The sequence below is a fragment of the Proteus sp. Marseille-Q3619 genome (assembly GCF_965283115.1).
The window spans coordinates 2,060,700-2,082,512 of record NZ_CBDIMP010000001.1 but is presented as its reverse complement, the minus strand read 5'-3'; the positions used below and the strand labels follow the sequence as shown (position 1 = coordinate 2,082,512).

Annotated in this window: 17 protein-coding genes; 7 read left to right on the top strand and 10 right to left on the bottom strand. The window is 37.8% G+C overall.

Annotated elements, in window-relative coordinates; all coding sequences use genetic code 11:
* The 3 genes from ACWPWK_RS09520 to ACWPWK_RS09510 all read left to right on the top strand — a co-directional run bounded on the left by ACWPWK_RS09520 (position 1) and on the right by ACWPWK_RS09510 (position 2,822).
* Positions 1-888, top strand: coding sequence for a MurR/RpiR family transcriptional regulator (locus ACWPWK_RS09520; RefSeq protein ID WP_109373760.1), 888 nt, complete (start codon positions 1-3; stop codon positions 886-888).
* 172 nt (positions 889-1,060) lie between these two features.
* A complete protein-coding gene (locus ACWPWK_RS09515; RefSeq protein WP_100158564.1) occupies positions 1,061-1,951 on the top strand; it encodes a dihydrodipicolinate synthase family protein in 891 nt (296 codons plus the stop codon).
* A gap of 175 nt (positions 1,952-2,126) precedes the next feature.
* Positions 2,127-2,822, top strand: a complete 696-nt coding sequence (locus ACWPWK_RS09510; protein WP_109373759.1) for a hypothetical protein — start codon at positions 2,127-2,129, stop codon at positions 2,820-2,822.
* A 33-nt stretch (positions 2,823-2,855) separates the two neighbouring features.
* On the opposite strand, the gene ACWPWK_RS09505 is transcribed toward ACWPWK_RS09510, so the two are convergent.
* Positions 2,856-3,362, bottom strand: a complete 507-nt coding sequence (locus tag ACWPWK_RS09505) for a hypothetical protein (RefSeq protein ID WP_196573599.1) — start codon at positions 3,360-3,362, stop codon at positions 2,856-2,858.
* Positions 3,363-3,649: 287 nt separating this feature from the next.
* Between ACWPWK_RS09505 and ACWPWK_RS09500 the strand changes: the two genes are divergently transcribed.
* Positions 3,650-5,632 carry an acyltransferase family protein gene (locus ACWPWK_RS09500; protein ID WP_109373758.1) on the top strand — a complete coding sequence of 661 codons (1,983 nt, stop codon included), beginning with the start codon at positions 3,650-3,652 and terminating at the stop codon, positions 5,630-5,632.
* Positions 5,633-5,713: 81 nt separating this feature from the next.
* On the opposite strand, the gene ACWPWK_RS09495 is transcribed toward ACWPWK_RS09500, so the two are convergent.
* The 3 genes from ACWPWK_RS09495 to ACWPWK_RS09485 are packed head-to-tail and all read right to left on the bottom strand — an operon-like array spanning position 5,714 to position 8,549.
* Positions 5,714-6,427, bottom strand: coding sequence for an MgtC/SapB family protein (locus ACWPWK_RS09495; protein WP_109373757.1), 714 nt, complete (start codon positions 6,425-6,427; stop codon positions 5,714-5,716).
* Between the two features lie 39 nt (positions 6,428-6,466).
* Positions 6,467-7,714, bottom strand: coding sequence for an MFS transporter (locus tag ACWPWK_RS09490; RefSeq protein ID WP_109373756.1), 1,248 nt, complete (start codon positions 7,712-7,714; stop codon positions 6,467-6,469).
* Between the two features lie 13 nt (positions 7,715-7,727).
* Positions 7,728-8,549: an MBL fold metallo-hydrolase gene (locus ACWPWK_RS09485; RefSeq protein WP_099076083.1), complete on the bottom strand. Its 822-nt coding sequence runs from the start codon at positions 8,547-8,549 to the stop codon at positions 7,728-7,730.
* A gap of 345 nt (positions 8,550-8,894) precedes the next feature.
* Between ACWPWK_RS09485 and ACWPWK_RS09480 the strand changes: the two genes are divergently transcribed.
* Positions 8,895-11,102, top strand: a complete 2,208-nt coding sequence (locus tag ACWPWK_RS09480) for an extracellular solute-binding protein (protein WP_109373755.1) — start codon at positions 8,895-8,897, stop codon at positions 11,100-11,102.
* Between the two features lie 313 nt (positions 11,103-11,415).
* Here ACWPWK_RS09480 and norW read toward each other — a convergent pair whose 3' ends face one another.
* Together norW and norV are read right to left on the bottom strand one after the other, a co-directional pair.
* Entirely contained in the window at positions 11,416-12,570 is a 1,155-nt protein-coding gene (gene norW / locus ACWPWK_RS09475) for an NADH:flavorubredoxin reductase NorW (RefSeq protein ID WP_109373754.1), read from the bottom strand.
* Positions 12,567-14,015, bottom strand: a complete 1,449-nt coding sequence (norV, locus tag ACWPWK_RS09470) for an anaerobic nitric oxide reductase flavorubredoxin (protein ID WP_109373753.1) — start codon at positions 14,013-14,015, stop codon at positions 12,567-12,569. Before norV ends, norW begins: the two co-directional genes overlap by 4 nt.
* A gap of 190 nt (positions 14,016-14,205) precedes the next feature.
* Here norV and norR point away from each other — a divergent pair, with 190 nt between their 5' ends.
* Positions 14,206-15,723 carry a nitric oxide reductase transcriptional regulator NorR gene (gene norR / locus ACWPWK_RS09465; protein ID WP_109373752.1) on the top strand — a complete coding sequence of 506 codons (1,518 nt, stop codon included), beginning with the start codon at positions 14,206-14,208 and terminating at the stop codon, positions 15,721-15,723.
* A gap of 98 nt (positions 15,724-15,821) precedes the next feature.
* Here norR and ACWPWK_RS09460 read toward each other — a convergent pair whose 3' ends face one another.
* The 4 genes from ACWPWK_RS09460 to ACWPWK_RS09445 form a co-directional block, all read right to left on the bottom strand.
* Positions 15,822-16,391 carry a molecular chaperone TorD family protein gene (locus ACWPWK_RS09460; RefSeq protein ID WP_109373751.1) on the bottom strand — a complete coding sequence of 190 codons (570 nt, stop codon included), beginning with the start codon at positions 16,389-16,391 and terminating at the stop codon, positions 15,822-15,824.
* A gap of 79 nt (positions 16,392-16,470) precedes the next feature.
* Positions 16,471-17,370, bottom strand: a complete 900-nt coding sequence (locus ACWPWK_RS09455) for a dimethyl sulfoxide reductase anchor subunit family protein (RefSeq protein WP_454208776.1) — start codon at positions 17,368-17,370, stop codon at positions 16,471-16,473.
* A complete protein-coding gene (locus ACWPWK_RS09450) occupies positions 17,367-18,008 on the bottom strand; it encodes a DMSO/selenate family reductase complex B subunit (protein ID WP_075673997.1) in 642 nt (213 codons plus the stop codon). Before ACWPWK_RS09450 ends, ACWPWK_RS09455 begins: the two co-directional genes overlap by 4 nt.
* Positions 18,005-20,425: a DMSO/selenate family reductase complex A subunit gene (locus ACWPWK_RS09445; protein ID WP_109373749.1), complete on the bottom strand. Its 2,421-nt coding sequence runs from the start codon at positions 20,423-20,425 to the stop codon at positions 18,005-18,007. Before ACWPWK_RS09445 ends, ACWPWK_RS09450 begins: the two co-directional genes overlap by 4 nt.
* 446 nt (positions 20,426-20,871) lie before the next feature.
* Between ACWPWK_RS09445 and ACWPWK_RS09440 the strand changes: the two genes are divergently transcribed.
* On the top strand, positions 20,872-21,657 hold the full coding sequence (locus ACWPWK_RS09440) for an AraC family transcriptional regulator (protein ID WP_109373769.1): 786 nt from the start codon (positions 20,872-20,874) through the stop codon (positions 21,655-21,657).
* Positions 21,658-21,813: the final 156 nt, after the last annotated feature.

Here is a 21,813-nt window from a genome sequence, read left to right as displayed (position 1 = left end):
ATGACAGAACAGGCAACGACCCGATTAAAGCCGGGTAAAATACTTGATACGCTAGGCGCAATGAAAAATAGTCTAACGCGAGTATCACAGCGTATTGCAGACTATATCCTGTTCCATCCTACAGAAGTTACTCAGCTCTCTATTGCTCAACTTTCACAAGCGACAAAAGCGGGTGAAGCGACGGTTGTGCGTTTTTGTCGTACTTTGGGTTATAAAGGGTTTCAAGATTTTAAAATGGATTTGGCGATTGAAATGGCGACCTCTGATAATGAAGAGTCACCTATTCTTGATGCAGAAGTCACTCATCAAGACGATATCCATACCATTGGTTTAAAACTTCAAGCAACGATTAATAACGTACTATCAGAGACATTGAATCTGCTCGATATGAAGCAAGTTCAAGGCGCTGTAGATGCTTTATTGTCAGCAAATTATATTTTTATCTGTGGTGTTGGTTCTTCAGGTATAACGGCGGAAGATCTAAAAAATAAATTAATGCGAATTGGTTATCGTGTTGATGCGGTGACAAATAACCATTTTATGTATATGCAAGCCTCGTTATTAAAACCGGGTGATGTTGCTATTGGTATTAGCCACTCAGGTAATTCACCAGAAACGGTTCATTCCCTTAAATTGGCAAAAGAAGCGGGAGCCCATACCATTGCACTGACTCATAATTTGGGTTCACAGATTATGGAACATGCGGACTACCATTTGATTAATGGTAATCGACAAGGGAAATTGCAAGGCGACTCTATTGGCACAAAAACAGCACAACTCTTTGTGTTGGATCTCCTCTATACCTTGTTAGTTCAAGCTCAACCAGAAATGGTCAAGGAGCAAAAACTACGAACACTGAATGCGTTAAAACAGACTCATTCCGCGTAAGCTCATTTCTGCATTGTGTGATTTTTTGCGAAAATTGGCGAAAGATCACACTTTCATTTTTCTCTTCCTTTAACGCTCATTTCGTTATTGCGTTCTGAAGTGTAGCTCTCTAATATAGAGTCAAACTCCATAAATTAAATAATAAAGAAATTAACCTCCAAAGGAAGTGATCATGAACAAACTCTCTGGACTGATTGCCGCGCCTCATACCCCATTTGCGACTGACGGTAGCGTTAATTATCCTGTCATTGATGAGATAGCAAAACATCTTATAGCAAGCGGTGTGACGGGTGCTTATGTATTAGGAACAACGGGTGAAGGTATTCATTGCTCTGTTGAAGAACGTAAGAAGGTAGCTGAACGCTGGGTTGATGCCAGTCAGGGTAAACTAGACCTTATTATTCACACGGGTGCATTAAGCATTGCGGATACACTAGAACTTGCTCGCCATGCTGAGACATTAGATATCAAAGCAACATCAGTGATTGGTCCTTGTTTCTTTAAGCCAGGCAATGTTGATGATTTGGTTGAATATTGCCGTTTAGCCGCCGCCAGTGCGCCATCAAAAGGTTTTTATTATTATCATTCCACGATGTCAGGCTTAAGCATTGATATGGAAAAATTCTTACAAGCTGCGGGTAAAGCTATCCCAAATCTATCAGGTATGAAATTTAACTCTCCTGATATGTATGAATTCCAGCGTTGCTTACGTGTAGATGGTGGAAAATATGACATCCCATTTGGGGTTGATGAATTTATTCCTGCTGGATTAGCCTGTGGTGCATTAAGTGCAGTCGGCAGTACTTATAACTATGCAGCTCCCTTATACCTTGAAATTATTGAAAAATTCAAAGCGGGTGATCATGAAGGTGTGACCGCTTGCATGGATAAAGTGATTGCGATTATTCGTGTGTTAGTCGAATACGGCGGCGTTGCGGCAGGAAAAGTGGCAATGCAACTGCATGGTATTGATGTGGGCTCTCCTCGTCGACCATTACGTCCAATGACCGCAGAGCAAACAGCAGATGCTCTCGCGAAGTTTAAAGCTGCTAATTTTCTGTAATTGATTTGATTTTGATTGAGTATTTATAGATAGCCCATTTTTAACATCTCCCCCATTGATGTGACAGTGGCTTTTAGATGAAAGCCACTTTTTATTATTCACTCTGCAACTTGATTTTAAATTTCACTCCAACCAAAGTAATAGCAATAATTATATTTTTTACTTAGGTGCATTTATGGCATGCGAATTCCTGACACAAGCAACACTCAAAAAATTGTCAACAGGTGAAATTTGGCAACGACAAATCAATGATGAAAGTATTTTTGATGTCAGCTTAAATGCGGGGCAATTAATGATTTGTCAGCCTGAAATTGAGGAAAGCTTTATTTCCTTTAGCCAGAAGCTAATGGCTTATTGTGAACCGCTTGCACTTAAGTTTCCATTTATTGAATTTGTTCAGCCACAAGAATTTCATTCCACATTATTAACGATTTTTAATCAACAAAATGAACAGTTTAAACTGCAACGACCCGTATTATTGGCGTGGTGCCATGAGATTGCCCAAATCTTTAATCAAACAAAACGAATTGAAATTTCATTTAATAACGTTGTGCTAACGTCTAATGGTAGTGTGATATTAACGGGCGTTTCAAAGGAATTAGAACAATTTAGACAAAAGGTTTATCAGCAGATCCCCATTGATAACACTCTTCATAAAAATATTATTCATATCACGCTTGGGCGATTATGTGAAAATACGTCATCAGCAGAAATGAAGACGCTTTATGATGAGTTAGAACTGAGCCGATCATCATTAATGTTCTATGATATTAATACCTCTATCGTTATTCGACATCCAAAATTTGTGGTGAGTAAAGGTTCTCTTTCATCTGAAGTGATGATGGGAACTACTTCAGAATTTAATCAGTAACTATACTTAATAATTTCAATTGTTTATGTGTGTTTATTGAGCAATGAAAAAAATATTGTCACAATCAGAATTGACAGTGAAACTGAGGTCAGAATTACTTGGCATAATTTTAAGTATGCTAACATCATCGCGATTTAATCCTTTACTTTTTGCTCTTTCATCAGGCCAGACAGGGATTAATTCCCCCGAACTAAATAGCTTGTCATTTAGCATAGGAGCTGAGAATGAGGTGGCAATTCCTCGTGTTAATTCGCCCATTCTGGCGGGGAATACATATTTTATTCCGTATATAATAAATTCAAGTAAGGATTTCTTATTCGTTTTTGGCACACCATATTTACGATCTTTCTTGGCTAGACCAATATCAGTACATCGTTTAATAGTAATGCTCCCTTGTTGCTTCAATACTTCTCCTTCTGGCATGTTCCTACTTTGCCATAACTCAGGCTGTGAGCTTAAGTTTTTAATTCCATTTAATTGATTTTCATGGTGTTGCAGTGATATTAGTTTTAGCAATAATAAAATATCTCGGCTTTTCATCTTTCCTCCTATTAATGCGTCCCTTGTCCCTGGGCTAGGGACAGTATTATCTTTTTAAAATAAATAAAGTAATTGAAATTTCAGATTGAGTTGTGTTGGAAGCTGTTCAGTATGCTCATCGTGAGTTTGTGAAGGTCAATATTAATTAACGAGTACAACTGATAAAAAATAATATTTTCAGTGTATTCGGGCATAAAATAACAAATCATTCCCTTTGTGACTAAAGCGATATGGTTAATTGGTATATAATCCGGCAATTCTTTTTATCTGGATAATGTACTTGAATTATGAATGTAAAATATCGCGCTGATATTGATGGTTTAAGAGCTATTGCTGTTATTCTGGTTATTCTTTTCCATTTGGATAATCGCTTAATCCCTTCAGGGTTTATTGGTGTCGATATCTTCTTTGTGATCTCTGGTTTTTTGATCTCATTGATAATTAAGACCTCATTATCACAAGGTAATTTTTCATTTTGTGATTTTTATAATCGTCGATTATGGCGATTACAGCCACTTTATTTAGTTGTATTAATCGCTGTTTTAGTGATTTCAGGGCTTTTTTACCTTCCTAGCGATTACTTAGATATTACAAATAGCGAAAAATACGCCTCAGCCTTTCTCTCTAATAAATATTTTGCAAGGGCAACAACTAGCTATGCAGCGCAAGATGCACTTTTTTTACCGTTATTGCATACATGGTCTTTAGCGATAGAGTGGCAATGGTATCTTTTCTTACCTTTTGCACTTTATTTTCTACATAAAATTAATCATAAAGAAAAAATAAGTCATTTCTATCCTATTGTATTTATTGCAATAGTGTCTTTTTCTTTTGTGTTTTTTTATCAGAAAGATCAGCCTAAGAACTATTATTATTTTAGCTCGCGTATATTTGAGTTTATGTTAGGTGCTTGTGTGGCTTATTTGCCCACGAAAATGAAACTCAATCGAAGAATAAATGATGTTATTAGCTTAATTGCGCTAGGTGTTATTGTTTGGGTTGCATTTCAAAATGATATTATTGCAGGTTATCCGAATATTAATACGTTATATGTTTGTCTTGGTGCCGCACTCATTATTTATACTGGACAGCATGGAAGTATTATTAAAAAAATACTTTCATTAAAGCCAATTGTGATCGTTGGATTATTATCTTACTCTCTCTATTTATGGCATTGGCCATTATTTGCAGTTGCACGTTATATTGGTGTGTTTAATACAGAACTACAAAAAGGATCACTGTTAGCATTAACCTTATTGCTCTCAATAACCTCTTATTTGTTTATTGAAAAACCGCTTAGAAGAAAGCGTTTAGCCTTTAAATATTCCGTCACACTTTTGTTAATTATTCCTATCTTATGCACTTTGGGGCTAAATGCACTAAATGAAAAATATCAAGGTATTGGCGCAAGGCTTGGGCAAAATTACGTTAATTTAGAAGCTAAGTTGAATCAGTTTGATTATCCTAATCGAACTAAATGTATGAATTTTGAAGCCTCTGATCCAGATAAAATGTGCCATATTGGTGAAGTGGGAAGCCAGAGAAAAGCGTTTTTATTTGGCGATTCTCATGCAAATCATTATTGGGGCTTTATGGATATTTTAGGTAAAGATGCGAAGCTTGATGTGTATGCACAAGCAACATCATCATGCATTACTCTTCCTAATATTTACCTTTATGATTGGTCTAATCATAAAAATGCGGTTTATCAGCGTTGTTACGATCAAACGGCGAAATATTACCAACTCATCAAGAACAATCACTTTGATTATGTGATATTTGGGCAAGTTTGGAATAACTATGCATCAAATCATGTCATTAATAAGCTAGGTGATGTTAGAACCGTCGAAGAGTCTCGTAAACGCGTTGAAAAAGCGATGCGTGAAGCGCTTGATCTTATTATTACCACAGGCGCTAAACCTGTTTTTATTAAAACAGTTAATTCTATGCCAAGTGGTTTTATGACCTGTTTTTATGAAAATGCAAAATTAAGAAAAGACTTTGCAGATAATAACTGTAATCCCAAAAACTATAAAGGTGAGGGGAATACATGGATGGATCAGTTATTTATTAAATTAAAAAAGGACTATCCAACTTTAATTATCATCGACCCTAAAGATGTACAGTGTGATAAAAATGTCTGCTTAACCGATATAGATGGTGTACCAGTTTATCGTGATGTAGGGCATATTACAGATTATGCTTCAACAATATTTGGCATGATGTATCTAGAACGTTTTGGTAATCCGTTAGTTATAGAAAATCCTTAATATGACCATCAATCGGTCATCAAAATAATAGAAAAGTGCGCGGTTATCTAAGATAAAGCGCACTTTTTATTTTTAAATATATTAATGATCCAAAGAAACAGAATGAACATGTTCAAGCTGTTTTAATGAGCAATAAAATTCAGGTAAGGTAATTTTTTGCCGTACTAACAGTTTCAAATTCACTTCAACGCGTTCTTTTTTAATATCGCGAATAGTCAGATTTTCAATCACGTCTTTATGGTTTTTTAAATACTCAATTAAAAGAGGAACACCGCTTTCATGAGTAAATAGCATACGCACTTTTATCTTACCTAGACGTTGGTTTTTCATCTGAAATAGCACCACTTGTGGGCTAAGTTGAATAGCCATAAAAAAGAGAACAGTCACAATCATTGCATGCCAATAAAATCCTGAACCACAAGCAATCCCCACACCCGCTGAAGCCCATACTATCGCCGCGGTTGTCAAACCTGAAATTGCGTCATCACGCCGATGTAATATGACTCCTGCACCCAAAAAACCGACACCACTGATAATTTGTGCTGCTAATCTCATGGGATCACTACGAATATTATCAGAGATATTGGCGTAATATTCTGCGGATTGAATAGAGACAATGGTTAATAAACAACTGGCAACAGCAATAATGACACAGGTTTTAAAACCGACAGGCTTTCCCTTTGATTCACGCTCTAAGCCAATAAGGCCGCCTAAAATAAAGGCGGCCAGTAATTTAGCGATACTTGAAAGTGATAAAGGGCCAATGCTGTCAACAAACTGTATTAATGCGTCCATGGTTTGCTCCTAACGTTGGCTTATTCCTTTATTTTAAAACTACGGTGTTGCAATACTTTCTTGTGCTTTTTTATCTTCGTTATTTTTCTTTTTGCTCACATCATCTTTAAAGAAGAAGATAAAGAACATCGTCACAACGGCGGCAACAATCGCTGGATATATCCAGAATGTAGACCATTGTGGTAAGGCTGCATCACCTGTTTCTGTTACGGTTGAATTAAAGATTTGACCACAAATAGTGGAAGCAAATAATAAGCCGAAACCATTAGAGACAATAAAACGTAAACCTTGTGCTTGAGCGCGGATTTCAGGTTTTGCTTTGCGGTCAACATAGATATCACCAGCAGTAAAGAAGAAGTCCCAACATAATCCCTGCAACATTAATCCGATGACGATAAAATAGAATTCTGTATTTACCGCAGCATAAGAGAAGAATATTGAGCGAATAATCCAGCTAACAGCACCTAAAAGAAGTGTAATTTTGAAGCCAAATTTCATTAAGAAGAATGACAAGACAAACATAAATAGCACTTCACAGGCGATCCCTATTTGCATAATAGACGCTGCATTATTAAAACCTAATGCTTTAATAAATACGGGAATATAAGCTGAGTAAGCTGTTTTAGGGATCATTAAAATAAAGATACTAAACATTAAGATAGCGAAATAGCGATCTTTAAATAATGACAGTGCATCCAAACATAAAATATCACGAGCAGAGAACGGTTTGCCTTTCGCTTTCGGTGGTGTATTAGGCAATGTAAAGCAATAGAAACCCAGTAATACGCCCACAGCAGAAGCAATATACCAAGTCATTGTGCTACCAGAGAAGCCCATTTCTCCTAATATAAATCCGATAGCCATAAAACCGAACGTACCGAATACACGAATAATAGGGAAATATTTCACACCATTAATGTGGGAGAAACTAATACTATTTGAAAGCGCAGTGGTTGGATAAAACAATAATCCAATAATGAAAATTAAGAATAAAGTCATACCACTGTTTTGTGCTTCAATAAATTGAGGAACGCAAATAATGACTGCGGCATTAATTAAATGAAGGATGCCCATCACTTTTTGTGAAGCAAAGAAACGGTCAGCCACCATACCAATAAATAATGGGGAGATAATTGTTGCTACACCTAATAAAGCATAGGCATTACCAATAATGCTTGCCATACCGTAGGTACTTAATACTAGCCCCATAGTCATATTCCACGCACCTTGCATGAAATATTGCACAAACATCATAATTAGTAAGCGAGAGGTTATTTTCATATCCATCATCGTTCTCCTCTTAATTTGTTTCTAACGTTAATCCGTCGTAGGCAACGCGGATATTATGAGGAGCACAAACAGCTTCTAATTCGTGGTGAAGCAATTTACCGCTATGTGAAATATGCGAAACGGCAATTTGTGTATCTTGATGTAAACAACCTTGTTGTTGCAGTTTTTCTTTTGCTGCAAATACGGTTTCTAAGCTCATATGATTATCAGTACGATCTTTACCATTGAGTCCATAAGTACATTCAAAAACAACGATATCAAGTGGTTTGTTTTCTAACCATTTCCACGTTAATTCAGGGAACCAACCAGAATCATGACCATAGAAAATCACCTTGCCATCCTTCTCAATATGATAAACATAGCAAAGTTCCCATTTCGCATGATTAGCAAGTAATGGCGTAATTTTATAACCGTTTCTTTCGACAGTAACAAAAGGAATTAAGCAGTGAAAAGCGAAACGCTCTTTGCTGTAACCAGGTAAAACTTCGATACAACCATTAATGGCGCGATCATTGCCAAAAATATGAAGGGGATGGTTAATTTCAAAACCATAACCTTCCATTCGGCTAAACAGATCGCCAACATTGAAATGATCAGGATGCGTGTGAGTGAATAGAAGACTTTCAAAATGGGTAGCATCCATTCCATCACGCATTAACTGGTAGCTAAATGTAGGTGATACGTCGATTAACATAATGTCATCGACAATGGCAGACGAGTGAGTTCGGATATCTTTCCCACCAAGTTCTCTTGCTTTTAGACAGTGTTCACAACGGCAGAAGGGATTGGGTATGCCTTCTGAGGCAGCCGTCCCTAAAAAATGAAGTTTCATAAGAAATCCCCTTATCCTATTGTTTTATTATGATTTTATTAATTATCTGGTGTTGGCTATCTATAAGACATAGATAAATTTGAACGTTCCAATAATAAAATGATGAAGAGTCTTTGCCAATAAATGAAGATCAGATCAGTGATCTTATTCAAATTAATTTTATTATCTTATTGATTAATATGAATATGACTTTTAATTGATATTGATAATTATTTATTTGAGACAAGTAATAAAAGATTGTTTTATAAACAATTATTAAATGGAACGTTCAAATTAATTATCGGTAGTCGAGATAAATAATTCAGGTATGCTAGTGAAAGCGGAAATTGAGATGGAAAAAGGTCTATGGCAACGATAAAAGATATTGCAAAATTAGCAGGTGTTTCTCATGGTACGGTTTCTAACGTATTGAACAAGCGTGGAAATGTAAGCGTTGAGAAAATTGAAGCTGTGTATCAAGCCGCCAAACAAATGGGTTATCAATTAAATACACAGGCTCAATTGTTAAGAACCAATAAAAGCCATAAAATTGCGATACTTTTACCTCAATTAGTTTCTGAAAAATATGCTGTTTTCTTTAATTCTTTAAGACAATCTATCGCTCATTTTCCTGAGGTTACTTACGATCTTTTTTTAACGGATGACCTTGAAACCACAGAGTTAGAGCTATTACAGAAAATTGCAGCAGGTGGTTATAAGCAAGTGATCACTGTGAGTTGCCTTAATGATGCGAATATCTATTTTGACACGTTAAAATTATCCCCTTCTCAAATTGCATTTATTTATCGCCAACCACTCAATACACAACGTTTTTTTACACTCGATTTTGCTCAAGCGGCAGAGGCTATTTGCCAACAGGTAGCAAAAACTGTCGGTAAATTGGTCGGCATTTTTATTGGCAACAGTGATTATTTAAATAATCAGATTTTTGTTAATGAATTACAAAATCGACTTCTGAAGTACGCACCAAATAAAAAAAATGTGGTACTTTGTGCGTCAGATGAAGAGAGCTATAAAATTGCGTTTGATTTCTTTTCTATGGAGCAAATTCCAGACATATTTATTGCTCAAGATATAGAAAAAGCACGTTATTTAACACAAGCCAGTTATTTCGGTAGCCATAATGATTGCCCGCCTATTTTTGCATTGAGCGATAATATTCCACCTGTATTAAAAGGGTTGTATTACTTTCCAATGAACTATGCCCAACTTGGGTTAGAAGTAATTGATGCGCTAATGCAAGATGCCGATGAGGGAGAGATAACAGCAAATAATGCCATTTATGTGCGTAATCAAAGTGATCATCTTTATACGCAAACCGCTACGGTTATATGTGAGGATAAAGCAGATATAAATCTTAATTTGCTTATTCTGCCTAGTCCTTCAACCAGTGCATTAAAAAAACTATTGCCCCATTTTTATCGCCAGACAGGAATTAAAGTTAATTTGGCGATACACCCTTATGATGAAGTTTATCAAATATTGAGTCAGCTACATTTACATCCATATTATGATTTGCTGCGTATTGATATGGCGTGTTTTCCTTGGTTTGCGGAAAGAATATTGCAGCCATTAGATAAGATCGGTAATGGACTAACGGATTTATTAAATAATTTCTCATTGCCCACTCAACAGAAATTTAGTTTAGTCAATAATGTTGCTTATGCCATGCCTTTTGATGCCAGTGCGCAACTTCTGTTTTATCGAAAAGACTTGTTTGAAGATCCTATTCTAAAAAGAATGTATTACGAAAAAACCGGTAATGAATTAACGGTGCCTGCGACGTTCGAAGAATACGATAATGTAACGCAGTTTTTTACTGAACAGCATGAAGAAGGGCAATTAAATCGTCCAATGGGCGCTTCAACAACATTAGGGAGTGCAGGGCTCATTGCAACAGAATATTTATTACGTTACTACGCAAAAGGTGGGCGTTTAATAGGACGTAATAATATTCCTAGATTAGCAATGCCGTTAGCGGGTGAAATATTAGAAGAATATCTACAGCAATTGTCGATCACCGAAAATATTGATAATAAATGGTGGAGTGAATCAGTTAGACAATTTGAGCAAGGTCATCTTGCTATGCTTATCGCTTATATGAATTTATTTAACGATGTCGCTCATAGCAATATTTTACCTAAAACAGGTTTTGCACCTGTGCCCGGAAGTATTCCACAATTAGGCGGTGGCGTATTAGGCGTTTCACGTTATAGCCAAAAATCACAATATGCAGAGCAATTTTATCGTTGGCTTTATTCCCCAATGGTGATGGATCACCTTATTTTATTAGGTGGAAACAGTAATCATCAAAATTTCAGCCATAACCAAGAAATTAGCCATCGTTACCCATGGATGACATTGGCTTATCAAGAAATTAATAAGGGAATACGAGAATCTTCGGTACCTAATGGCAAGTTATTTAATTTACGCCAAGCCGAAATTATTATCGGACAAGGTATTACGAATGTCGTTAATAATATTATGACGATAGATGAGACTATCGATTATATAAATCAGCGTTTGTTGATAGATACTCAAGGTGAGCGGTGAATCAGTTTTTATTAATAGAGATAACAAAGGTACGAGATTAAAAAGGTGTTTTCTTTTAGGGAGTTTTTGTGGGATTTGTTATTGATATATCTAATAATTTAGTTACTGTTGATCATGCTCATTATTATCAGTATATTATTTGCGCTAGAGCTGGTATGAGCGGTCCTGCTCTATAAATTATCGAACATCGCCTGCGCTGCACCCTGATATATGGTCAGATCGTAAGGATCAAAAAGCACCTCTTGAGGTGCTTTTTGTCGTTTAAGAGGCCAAACTTAGGGAAGAGATACTTTTTAGAGTCTATTTATTTAAATTAAGCGGACAGTGCTCTTAGCAAAGCAAACGCTTCTTTTACCTGCTCTTCTGTTACCACAAAGGCACGTAATTCATTATTTTCATCAAAGCCCTTAGCGATAATGCCCGATTGTGTTGTACTAATATTCCACGTTAAATCTTTACGTGCGGTTTCACCGGCAAGGTGCAGTGGCATTAAAGGTGTTTTTACCCGAATAATCATTGGCGGTAGATTAAGTGGTGCATTATTTTCACCTACAAGTGATTTTGCTAAATGCATTGCACTCAATTGTATTGGCTGTAAAAAAGGCAATAAGCTACCGTTGATTTGTGCACAGTCACCTAAGGCATAAATATCTTTATCACTACTTTGCAGATATTCATTCACAATAATCCCACGGTCAGTATGTAAACCTGCAAGATGAGCAAGCTCTATATTTGGTGTAAGCCCAGTCGCGGCAATAACACAATCAACGGTTAATTGATGATGTTGATTAAATGTCGCTAAAATTCCGTTATCGGTTTGTGTTAATGACTGTAACGGTGATTTGAGCATTAAACGCACACCAATTTCTGTTAGGCTTGATTGTAAACGACCACTGAGATCAGCTGGGATCAGCGACGATAATAATTGGCCAGAAATATCAGCAAGGATCACTTCTTTACCTGCGCGACTAAAATCCATCGCTAATTCAGTACCAATTAACCCAGCACCTAAAATTAATATACGTTTAGCGTGATGAATTTGCGTTTCATAAGCTCGGTACTCTTGTTGGCTATTGAGCGTCAACATTAACTCATGCCCTGAAATTGGCGGACAATAGGTTTTGGCACCAGTGGCTAATATTAATTTATCGTAATACCATTGTTCGCCTTGCATGCTCTGAATACGTTTTTCATCCGTATTAATATCCGTAATTTGCGTATAAGGATGAATTGCTAATTGATATTGTTGTGCAAAGTCTTGAGCTGTTTGTTTCGTTAAATCATCGGCACTTTGTGCCTGACTGATTACATGGCTTAAATCGGGTTTGTTATATTCATCAATACTGTCTGATGCAATTAGGGTAATAGGAATATCTGCATTAAATTTGCGAATATTTTTCACTAATTGGCGCGCAGCAAAGCCAGCGCCAATAATGACAATCCCATTACTGAGAAGGTCTTTACTCATTTTGCCTCCTTGGCAAGTGCATCAAAGACATCTTTTCCTAATGAACATTCAGGGCATAAGAAATTATCAGGTACTTCACTCCACGGCGTATTAGGTTGAACATTTTGTATCGGTTCACCAATTGCAGGATCGTAAATCCATTGACACACACTGCATTGCATACAAGGACCTAAATCGACAGCTTCAATATTTGTGGCAACTTCAGGTTGTGATGAGACTGTACAACAAGATTGGGTTGCAGGAAGTGGCGCTAAAGCCCATTGGCGTGCAATTTCACGACCATATTCACGACAAATTTCTTGTGCTTGCATATCTGGGCGCCATTTGGTTTTTAGCGCTAATGCGGTTTCAAATCCGGCATCCATTAAACGGGTTTGAATGCGATCTACGGCACCGCCATTCCAACCATAACTGCCAAAAGCAGCGGCTTTTTTATTACGAAAACGTAAGCCAGTCATCTCTTCCAGCATGGCGGCAATTTTTGGCATCATGACATTGTTCATTGTCGATGAACCGACTAGCACACCCTTAGAACGAAAAGCACTAGTGATGATGTCATTTTTATCACTTTTGGCGACGTTATAGCTTTTTACAAACACGTTAGGGTCAATTTCGTTAATACCTTGTGCAATCGCATCTGCCATCATTCGTGTATTGTTTGACATGGTGTCATAGAAAATAGTGATGCGATCTTCTTGATAGTCTGCTGCCCATTTTAGATATAATTCAACGATTTGTGTTGGATTATCACGCCATACCACACCGTGAGAGGTTGCAATCATATCGACAGGTAAATTAAAGCCTAAAATTTCATTAATTTTGGGTGTTACAAGGCGACTAAACGGCGTCAGAATATTGGCATAATAGCGTTGGCATTGTTCAAATAATTCAGTTTGGTCAACTTCATCGTTAAATAACCGTTCATCACAATAGTGCTGACCAAAGGCATCATTACTAAATAAAATCGCATCTCCCGTTAAATAGGTCATCATGCTGTCAGGCCAATGAAGCATGGGTGTCTCAACAAAAATCAGTTGTTTGCCATTACCAATATTTAAGCTGTCGCCTGTTTTAACGATATTAAAATTCCACTCAGGGTGATGGTGATGACCATTGATTGAATCAATCGCATTTGCTGTGCAATAAATCGGGGTATTAGGTATAAAAGACATCAGCTCAGTGAGTGCGCCTGCGTGATCTTCTTCTGCATGATTAATAATAATGTAATCAATCTCTTCCAGATCAATTTGCGTGCGTAAATTTTGCACAAATTCACGGCTAAATTTATGATCGACCGTATCAATAAGCACATTCTTTTCTTCACGTATTAGGTAACTGTTGTAGCTACTGCCTAATAATGTTTTGTATTCAGTGCCATGAAAATCACGAACTTCCCAGTCACGTTGTCCAACCCAATTAACATTATTTTTAACATGAATAGCCATTTTGTATTGTTCCTTCTCATTAATCTTTTCATAGGGATATGTATTGATATAATCAAGAAGCGTGCCAGTTTTTAATTTGTTGTTTTATAACGTCTTTTGTTTTATTGGCTATTTATGTATTGTCAATATGACTATCTTTATCATGTCAAAATGACCATAATAACAGTCATAATGACTATGAGGTGTTTTTATGGGCTTTTCTGTTGATGTGCTGGCTAAAATTGCCATTGAATTACAAAAAGATGTGGGTCATCAAGATAGGTTTCAACGCCTTGTGACCACGCTTCGGCAAGTGCTAAATTGCGATGCGGCCGCTCTGCTTCGTTATGAGCCTCATCAGTTTATTCCATTGGCGATAGATGGTCTTGTGCCTGATGTATTAGGGCGGCGTTTTTTACTTGAAGGGCATCCACGCCTTGAAACTATTGCGCGTGCTGGGGATGTTGTTCGTTTTCCTGCGGATAGTGATTTACCCGATCCTTATGATGGGCTTATTCCGGATAGAGAGCATTTAAAAGTGCATGCTTGTGTGGGATTGCCGTTATTTGCGGGACAAGACTTAATTGGTACGTTAACGCTTGATGGAATGGATCCTCATCAGTTTGATACCTTTAGTGATGAAGAATTACGTTTAATTGCTGCATTAACCGCAGGGGCATTAAATAATGCATTATTGATTGAGCAACTTGAAAATCAAAATATGTTATTTACGCCAACCAATACGTTTAAGCCCACAGTAAAAACAGAAATTATTGGTTTATCGCCTTCAATGATGCAACTGAAAAAAGAGATAGAAATTGTTGCACCCGCAGATATGAATATTTTAGTGAGTGGCGAAACGGGAACGGGTAAAGAGCTGGTGGTAAAAGCCATTCATGAAATGTCTAATCGTGCAGATAATCCGTTAGTCTATTTAAATTGTGCCGCACTGCCTGAGAGCGTGGCGGAAAGTGAATTATTTGGTCATGTGAAAGGGGCTTTTACAGGAGCAATTAGTCATCGTAGTGGTAAATTTGAAATGGCAGATAACGGAACGTTATTTCTTGATGAAATAGGGGAGTTATCATTATCACTGCAAGCCAAATTACTGCGTGTCTTACAATATGGTGATATTCAACGTATTGGTGATGATCGTAATTTACGCGTTAATGTGCGTGTATTAGCAGCAACAAATCGTGATTTATGGGAAGAAGTATTAGCGGGGAATTTCCGTGCTGATTTATTTCATCGTTTAAGTATTTTCCCTCTGCATGTGCCTCCATTACGAGAAAGAGACGAAGATATTCTGCTATTAGTAGGTTATTTTTGTGAACAATATCGTCAACGTTTTAATCTTACTCAAGTGATTATTAGCCCAGAATTACGCCTTTATTTATTACACTATTCTTGGCCAGGTAATGTGCGAGAATTAGAACACACCATTCATCGAGCGATTGTTTTAGCCAGAGCGGGAAATAAAACTGATAGCCTTATTTTACAAGTGAGCCATTTTGCTTTAGGGGCTGAAAATCCAGTTCACTCTGGTTCTCAAACGTTACCTTCAGAAGAAAAAAATCTAAAAGAAGCAACGGACGAATTTCAGCGAGACTTAATCAAACAAGCATTGCTACGTAATAACCAAAATTGGGCGGCAACCGCGCGAGAATTATCACTTGATCCAGCTAACCTACGTCGTTTAACAAAACGCTTGGGATTAAAATTATCATAATTTTAAAAGGGATGTTCTAAATGAAAAAAGGTAATTTGGGTGCGTGGTCCAAATTACCTTAAATAATTATGTTAGGATGATAAATTGTTAATAAATTTCTATTTTCTGAATGCGTTCACCGTGATGGTTACCAGTTCTGTTAATGTGCTATAAAATTGGCTATACCCACTCATTTTTAATTTATTTAAATAGTGAGGTAGCCATGTCGTTAAATGAAGGGAAAATAATTCATTAACCGCGTCTTCTCTTTTTTCTGATGCCAATACTGCCGCTTGAAATAACATCAAACCGATATGATCAACAGGCTCTGGAAAAGGCGTGTTTACTTTTAAGCGTTCCCGTTTTAAAAATTCACTCAGCGCAAGGGTAGAATCCCCTTGTAATAAGCCTTCAGGATCTAAATAGACCGAACCCCAAGGGGGTGCAGGCAACGCATTAGGGCCAACAAAAAGATTTTGCCATTGGTTTTTTAATTGCTCTGTATCGATAGACACAGAATCAATTAAACGTTCACACAGGCGGTTTTCAATTTTACAAGGCCACTGTGCTACAAAATCCCCAGTTTTAAAAAAGTTGAGTGCAGTTTTATTGGTGTCATCATCAGGTGGGAACAAATAACAAATTCCCAATAAATTAAATGCAGCCGCATAATAAGAGAGTCTGCTCATAATTTTGATATTTCCTTAAACAAACCCCGATTAATGAGGTTTGTTTTTTTTATTATTTAAACGACATACTCAATGGCAATTAGTGAATTGAGTAGAAAACATAGCGCAACATAAAGTCAGCGATAATTGCGATAACACAGCCAAGTGCAAAAATAGACTCAGTGGATTTCTCTTGATTTTCAGGGGTTAGGAATTTCACTAAACTATAACCACAAGCCAATACTGCAAAGGTTGCTAAGATCCAGCATGTAGTCCGTAACGAACCAATGGAGTAATAGACTTGAATAGGTGATAACGGGAATGTCACCGATTTTTGGCTATATAGAGTGCTAGTTAAATATTGCTCATAAAAAGGTTGATACAATAATCGACCCATTAAGCTAACTGCCATTATTCCCCATAGTTGCCATTTCCAACGCATTGGGAAAGAGGTTTGTGGTATTTCAATACCTAGCTTATTTCCGACACGTTGCACTATTTTGAACAATAAAAAGAAAATTGCAGCACCTAGCGTTAACATTGCCCCGAAGAACATCACATACGTATTGTTATCCATCCATGTCAAAATGGAGGTGTGGCGATAAATTGATGCCATGCAATAAATATCAAATAACCCAATCAGAATACTGGTACTTAATAACAGCATTGAGAGTTTGCGAGTGCGCCAGAGCCATAAAAAGGTTAAGCCTAGACAACCGACAAAAATAGCTGTGATAGCAACTTCACGACTTAGCCAAGCGGAAAAAACATTTCTAATCGCATTTGGGGCATTTAATGGCACACCTAAGTGAGTGATTGAGGCAATAGAGCCTAAACCTGCTAGTCCACAAATAACAAATAAGGCCAATAGCATAAAGCGATAGTAGCTTTCTGCATTGAGATAATGAGAAAGGCGGCGAGTAAAAAGCCCTGTTATTAGCGCAAGACCAATGGCCGCATTCATCATAAATGTGAAGATTAATAATGACCATTCATTCATTTTCTTTCTCCCTTATTATTAATTCCGTCATTATTGGCACCCTGATGTGGGTTAATAACAAGGTTTGGATGCGTTATTTCAGGGGAAGGTAAACCCGTGACATAATCTAAATCGCCATAGCGTTCACGTAGTTCATCAATAGGGCCAAATTGGATTGCACCTAACGGACAAGTAGCGACACAAACTGGTTGTTCACCTTTTTGCTGTAAATCGATACAAAAGTCGCATTTCGACATCTGTTTGGTTTCTGGGTTCATCTGTGGCGCGCCATAAGGGCAAGACCACGCACAAGCACCACAACCGACGCATTTGTCTGTATCTACCATCACAATGCCGTCACCTTCACGCTTATGCATTGCTGTGGTTGGGCAGTTTTTAACGCAAATCGGATCGTCACAATGGTTACAAGAAATAGATAACGTGTAAGCAAAGACATTATTGACCAGTGCGCCTTTAGGATTACGGGTATAACCACCGCCCGTAATTTCATAGACACGACGAAATTTGCGTCCGACATCAAGGTTGTTTTTATCTTTACAGGCAACCTGACACGCCTTACAACCTGAACAGCGAGCGCTGTCGATATAAAATCCTAACTGTTTGTTGCTCACAGCGGGATAAACGATAAATTTACTCATGCTTTTGCTACCTCGACCAATAATGTTTGGTGAGCATTGCCGTGTGCCATTGCGGTGCTACGGGATGATGTTAATACGTTGGCACATCCACCTTGATCTATGCCTTTTGCATCAGGTTGCCACCAAGCACCTGCTTGCAAGGCGACGACACCAGGCATAATTCGTTGTGTTAACTTGACGGGAACCATCGTTACCCCGCGATCGTTATACACTTTGACTTTCTCGCCCTCTTTGATGTTTCTATCTTGGGCATCTAACGGGTTTAACCAGAGTTCTTGGCGTTGTACTTCTTGCAACCAAGGGTTGGTAAATTGCGTTGAGTTTGCGCGGTTACGCCCTTTCCATGTGATAAGTTGTAACGGGAATTTATCTGTTAACGTATCTTCAGGACCCTCAATAGCGGGTACATAATGAGAGAGTGCAGGAATATCGACATTATTCATGTCATATAAACGCTTAGAGAAAATCTCAATTTTGCCTGATGGCGTTGGGAATGGATTATTCTCGATATCTTGGATATTTTTCTCAAACGCCACATTTTGAGTATGAGGACGATGTTTTAATAGATGACGACGTTTAACCAATAGCTCTTTAAAGGTTGGAATACCGTCTTCAGGACGTTTAGCACTTGCATCATTGACTAAATATTCAATCCAATCGCGATCGGTCTCTTTACCTTCGCTAAATTGTTCGCCCACGCCTAATTTATCAGCAACTTCACGTAACCAATCGTAGTCAGTACGACGCTCAAACTCAGGTTCAATCACTTTTTCAGAAAGAATAATGTAGTCGCCATAACTCCATGTACCACCGATGTTCCAACGTTCTAAGAAGCTGGTTTCTGGCAGTAAAATATCGGCATATTTCGCACTTGGCGTCAGGTAGAGATCACTACAAACAATAAATTCTACTTTCGATTCATCCTCAAGTACTTTGGCGGCATGAAGAATATCGGTATTTTGGTTCGTCATGTAGTTACCGGCCATAGAGAAAATCATCTTGATTTCAGTATCAAGTTTCTCAGCATTCAGTAACCCATTTTGTGGTGTGACTAAGTTTTTATCTTCACACGCTTGCACCCAGTTGGTGATATTAATTTTCGCTTTTACTGGGTTGGTTAATAGGCTTGGCCCTGCGATGGTTTTACGCAGTTCAGAATTTAATGCCATGCCATAACCCGCAGCCCAACCACCACGCACTCCCACATTCCCCGTGATAGTAGCGAGTAAAGTAGCGCCACGCGCCGTCCGTTCACCACAAATATGACGTTGAGGACCCCAGCCTTGCATTAATGCAGCCGGTTTTGTCGATGCGTATTCACGAGCTAATTGTTTAATAGTATCGGCAGGTACTTTAGTGATGGTTTCAGCCCATTCAGGGGTTTTCTTAATGCCATCTTTTTTACCCATTAAATAGGCAACTAAAGACTCATTTTCACCCACACCTTCTGGCATTTGGTGCTCATCAAAGCCGATTGTGTATTTATCAATAAAGGCTTGGTCATGCAGGTTTTCGCTGACGATGACATACATCATCGCATCCATCATCGCGTTATCTGTCGTGGGTAATAAAGGGATCCACTGATCAGCTAAAGAAGAGGCGGTATCAGAATAACGAGGGTCAACGACAATAAATTTAGTGCCGTTTTTCTTCATTTTTTGGAAAAAATGGTTTGAATGACCAAAAATAGTTTCGTTAGGATTATGACCCCATAAAATCACGAGAGGGGTATTTTCTAACGTATCTAATGTACTGCCACTGGCTGCGGTACCGTATGTATAAGGCGTGACCGCAAGGGTATTACCGTTACTGACAGAGTGATAGTTTTCCAGAAAACCGCCAGTGATATTAAACAGGCGACGTAACATATTCGCACCTGAGAAAATACCGCCAGTAACGCCCGTACTTAAACTCACAAAGCGAGACGCTGGACCATATTGCTGGTTAATGCGTTGCATATTTTGTGCGATAAGCGTGGTGGCTTCTTCCCAACTGATGCGCTCAAATTTGCCTTCGCCACGTTTTCCAACGCGTTTCATTGGGTATTTTAAACGGTCTGGGTGATAGACAAATTTACGATAACCACGACCTCGTACACAGGCGCGCATAATGGGCATCTCTTCATCTAAATCAGCATCTGGGCGTGTGCTAATACGGGTGACTTTACCATCTTTTACATGAGCACGAATGTCACATTTACCTCCACAGTCAAAGCTACTACAGGTTGAAACAACACGCTCTCCATCTTCGGTTGTTATTGATTTTACTGGGATAGCGTTATCTGTTGTCGCAGCAAAAGAGTTTGATGCGAGAAAAGGAAGGGTGACTAATGCTGAGCTCGCTTGAATAAAGTGACGGCGGCTAACATCGTTGAGAATGCTCTTTGTATCACTATCGTGATCGGACTGATTGCTCATAATGAACTCTACCTTAAACATAATAGGCGGATCCCGATATACCCGATACTTGATATAAAGAATGTGCGTGATTTTTCTAGGCTATGAATAAAGGGAATGTCTGGTATCCGCTGCATTATTATTGAATGCATAGATAATTGCAGAATGCTCGAAACAACCTCTGCGAGAGGGATAGTAGTTGATTAATCTTTTGCCAACATTCTAAAACCAGACAATGACATTTGAATTTCAGCCTATTTACGAGAGGTGTTAAAAGCTCGTTTTTTGATTGTTAATAGGGTTTGTTAAATAGATATCAAGAAGGTTGAAATTTCGCATAAGGTATTTTAGTTATATATTTAAATATATAACGTTTTTAATTATATAGGTTATTATTTGCCAGTGTGTAGAGTGTGGGATAACTGCTATATTAAAAGGACGAAAATAAAAAGAGAGTGGTTCAAATTGTGAGAAATGTACCTTTAAAAAGCGTTGATTCACTTGACCGAGATGTTATTGCGCTAGGTACAGACTATCTGCCTAATACGTTGTTAGAAACGCATCAACATCGTCGAGCTCAATTTTTATATCCTGCCACAGGCTTAATTGAAGTGAGTACCGATGATGGTGAGTGGGTTATTCCACCGTCTTGTGGCGTATGGATACCGCCAGAAACAGGGCATGAAACTCGTATGTTAGATGTGAGTACACGAAGCTTGTATATCGAGCCTTCAGCTGCTCCTCGTCACAGTAAACAGTGTGAAGTGTTAAGTGTTTCTCCTCTCTTTCGTCAGTTGTTACTTGAAGCTGTTGATGTACCTGCGGAATATGACAAAAAAGGGCGAGATGGTCTTTTAATGCAGCTAATCCTATGTGAATTAGCGAAAGCAAAACCATTACCGTTTTTTGCGCCTATTCCACAAAACAGTAAATTAGCTAAATTATGCCGTGATTTTATCCGTAATCCTAAAATAGATTCTTTACCGCAACAGTGGGCAGATAAATTACATAAAAGTGAGCGCTCTTTTAGCCGATTTTTTCGTCAGCAAACAGGAATGTCATTTTCACAATGGCGACAACAAGTCTGCTTATTAAATTCATTAACACAAATCTTATCAGGACGGGGAATTACTGAAATTGCCTTTGATTTGGGCTATAACAGTGCTGGTTCATTCTCAACCATGTTTAAAAAGCAGATGGGACAATCACCTTCGCATTTTAGTATGGATGCACTGGATATTGATCGGTTTTAATATGAATAATAAAATAATTCTCTAATTAAATTAAATATGGATAATTTAGATAATTTTTGAGTTTAAAAATAGATATACTCTTATTTTAAGTTAGATGTTAATTTTATTTAAATAAGTAGAGATAGTCTTCTTAATAAATATCTTCTTTAGAAGATA

Coding starts and splice junctions, on each gene's coding strand:
- ACWPWK_RS09520 (WP_109373760.1), top strand. CDS start 1: ATGACAGAACAGGCAACGACCCGATTAAAGCCGGGTAAAATACTTGAT.
- ACWPWK_RS09485 (WP_099076083.1), bottom strand. CDS start 8,549: ATGAAACTTCATTTTTTAGGGACGGCTGCCTCAGAAGGCATACCCAAT.
- ACWPWK_RS09490 (WP_109373756.1), bottom strand. CDS start 7,714: ATGGATATGAAAATAACCTCTCGCTTACTAATTATGATGTTTGTGCAA.
- norV (WP_109373753.1), bottom strand. CDS start 14,015: ATGGCTATTCATGTTAAAAATAATGTTAATTGGGTTGGACAACGTGAC.
- norW (WP_109373754.1), bottom strand. CDS start 12,570: ATGAGTAAAGACCTTCTCAGTAATGGGATTGTCATTATTGGCGCTGGC.
- ACWPWK_RS09445 (WP_109373749.1), bottom strand. CDS start 20,425: ATGAGCAATCAGTCCGATCACGATAGTGATACAAAGAGCATTCTCAAC.
- ACWPWK_RS09460 (WP_109373751.1), bottom strand. CDS start 16,391: ATGAGCAGACTCTCTTATTATGCGGCTGCATTTAATTTATTGGGAATT.
- norR (WP_109373752.1), top strand. CDS start 14,206: ATGGGCTTTTCTGTTGATGTGCTGGCTAAAATTGCCATTGAATTACAA.
- ACWPWK_RS09450 (WP_075673997.1), bottom strand. CDS start 18,008: ATGAGTAAATTTATCGTTTATCCCGCTGTGAGCAACAAACAGTTAGGA.
- ACWPWK_RS09495 (WP_109373757.1), bottom strand. CDS start 6,427: ATGGACGCATTAATACAGTTTGTTGACAGCATTGGCCCTTTATCACTT.
- ACWPWK_RS09480 (WP_109373755.1), top strand. CDS start 8,895: ATGGCAACGATAAAAGATATTGCAAAATTAGCAGGTGTTTCTCATGGT.
- ACWPWK_RS09510 (WP_109373759.1), top strand. CDS start 2,127: ATGGCATGCGAATTCCTGACACAAGCAACACTCAAAAAATTGTCAACA.
- ACWPWK_RS09515 (WP_100158564.1), top strand. CDS start 1,061: ATGAACAAACTCTCTGGACTGATTGCCGCGCCTCATACCCCATTTGCG.
- ACWPWK_RS09455 (WP_454208776.1), bottom strand. CDS start 17,370: ATGAATGAATGGTCATTATTAATCTTCACATTTATGATGAATGCGGCC.
- ACWPWK_RS09505 (WP_196573599.1), bottom strand. CDS start 3,362: ATGAAAAGCCGAGATATTTTATTATTGCTAAAACTAATATCACTGCAA.
- ACWPWK_RS09500 (WP_109373758.1), top strand. CDS start 3,650: ATGAATGTAAAATATCGCGCTGATATTGATGGTTTAAGAGCTATTGCT.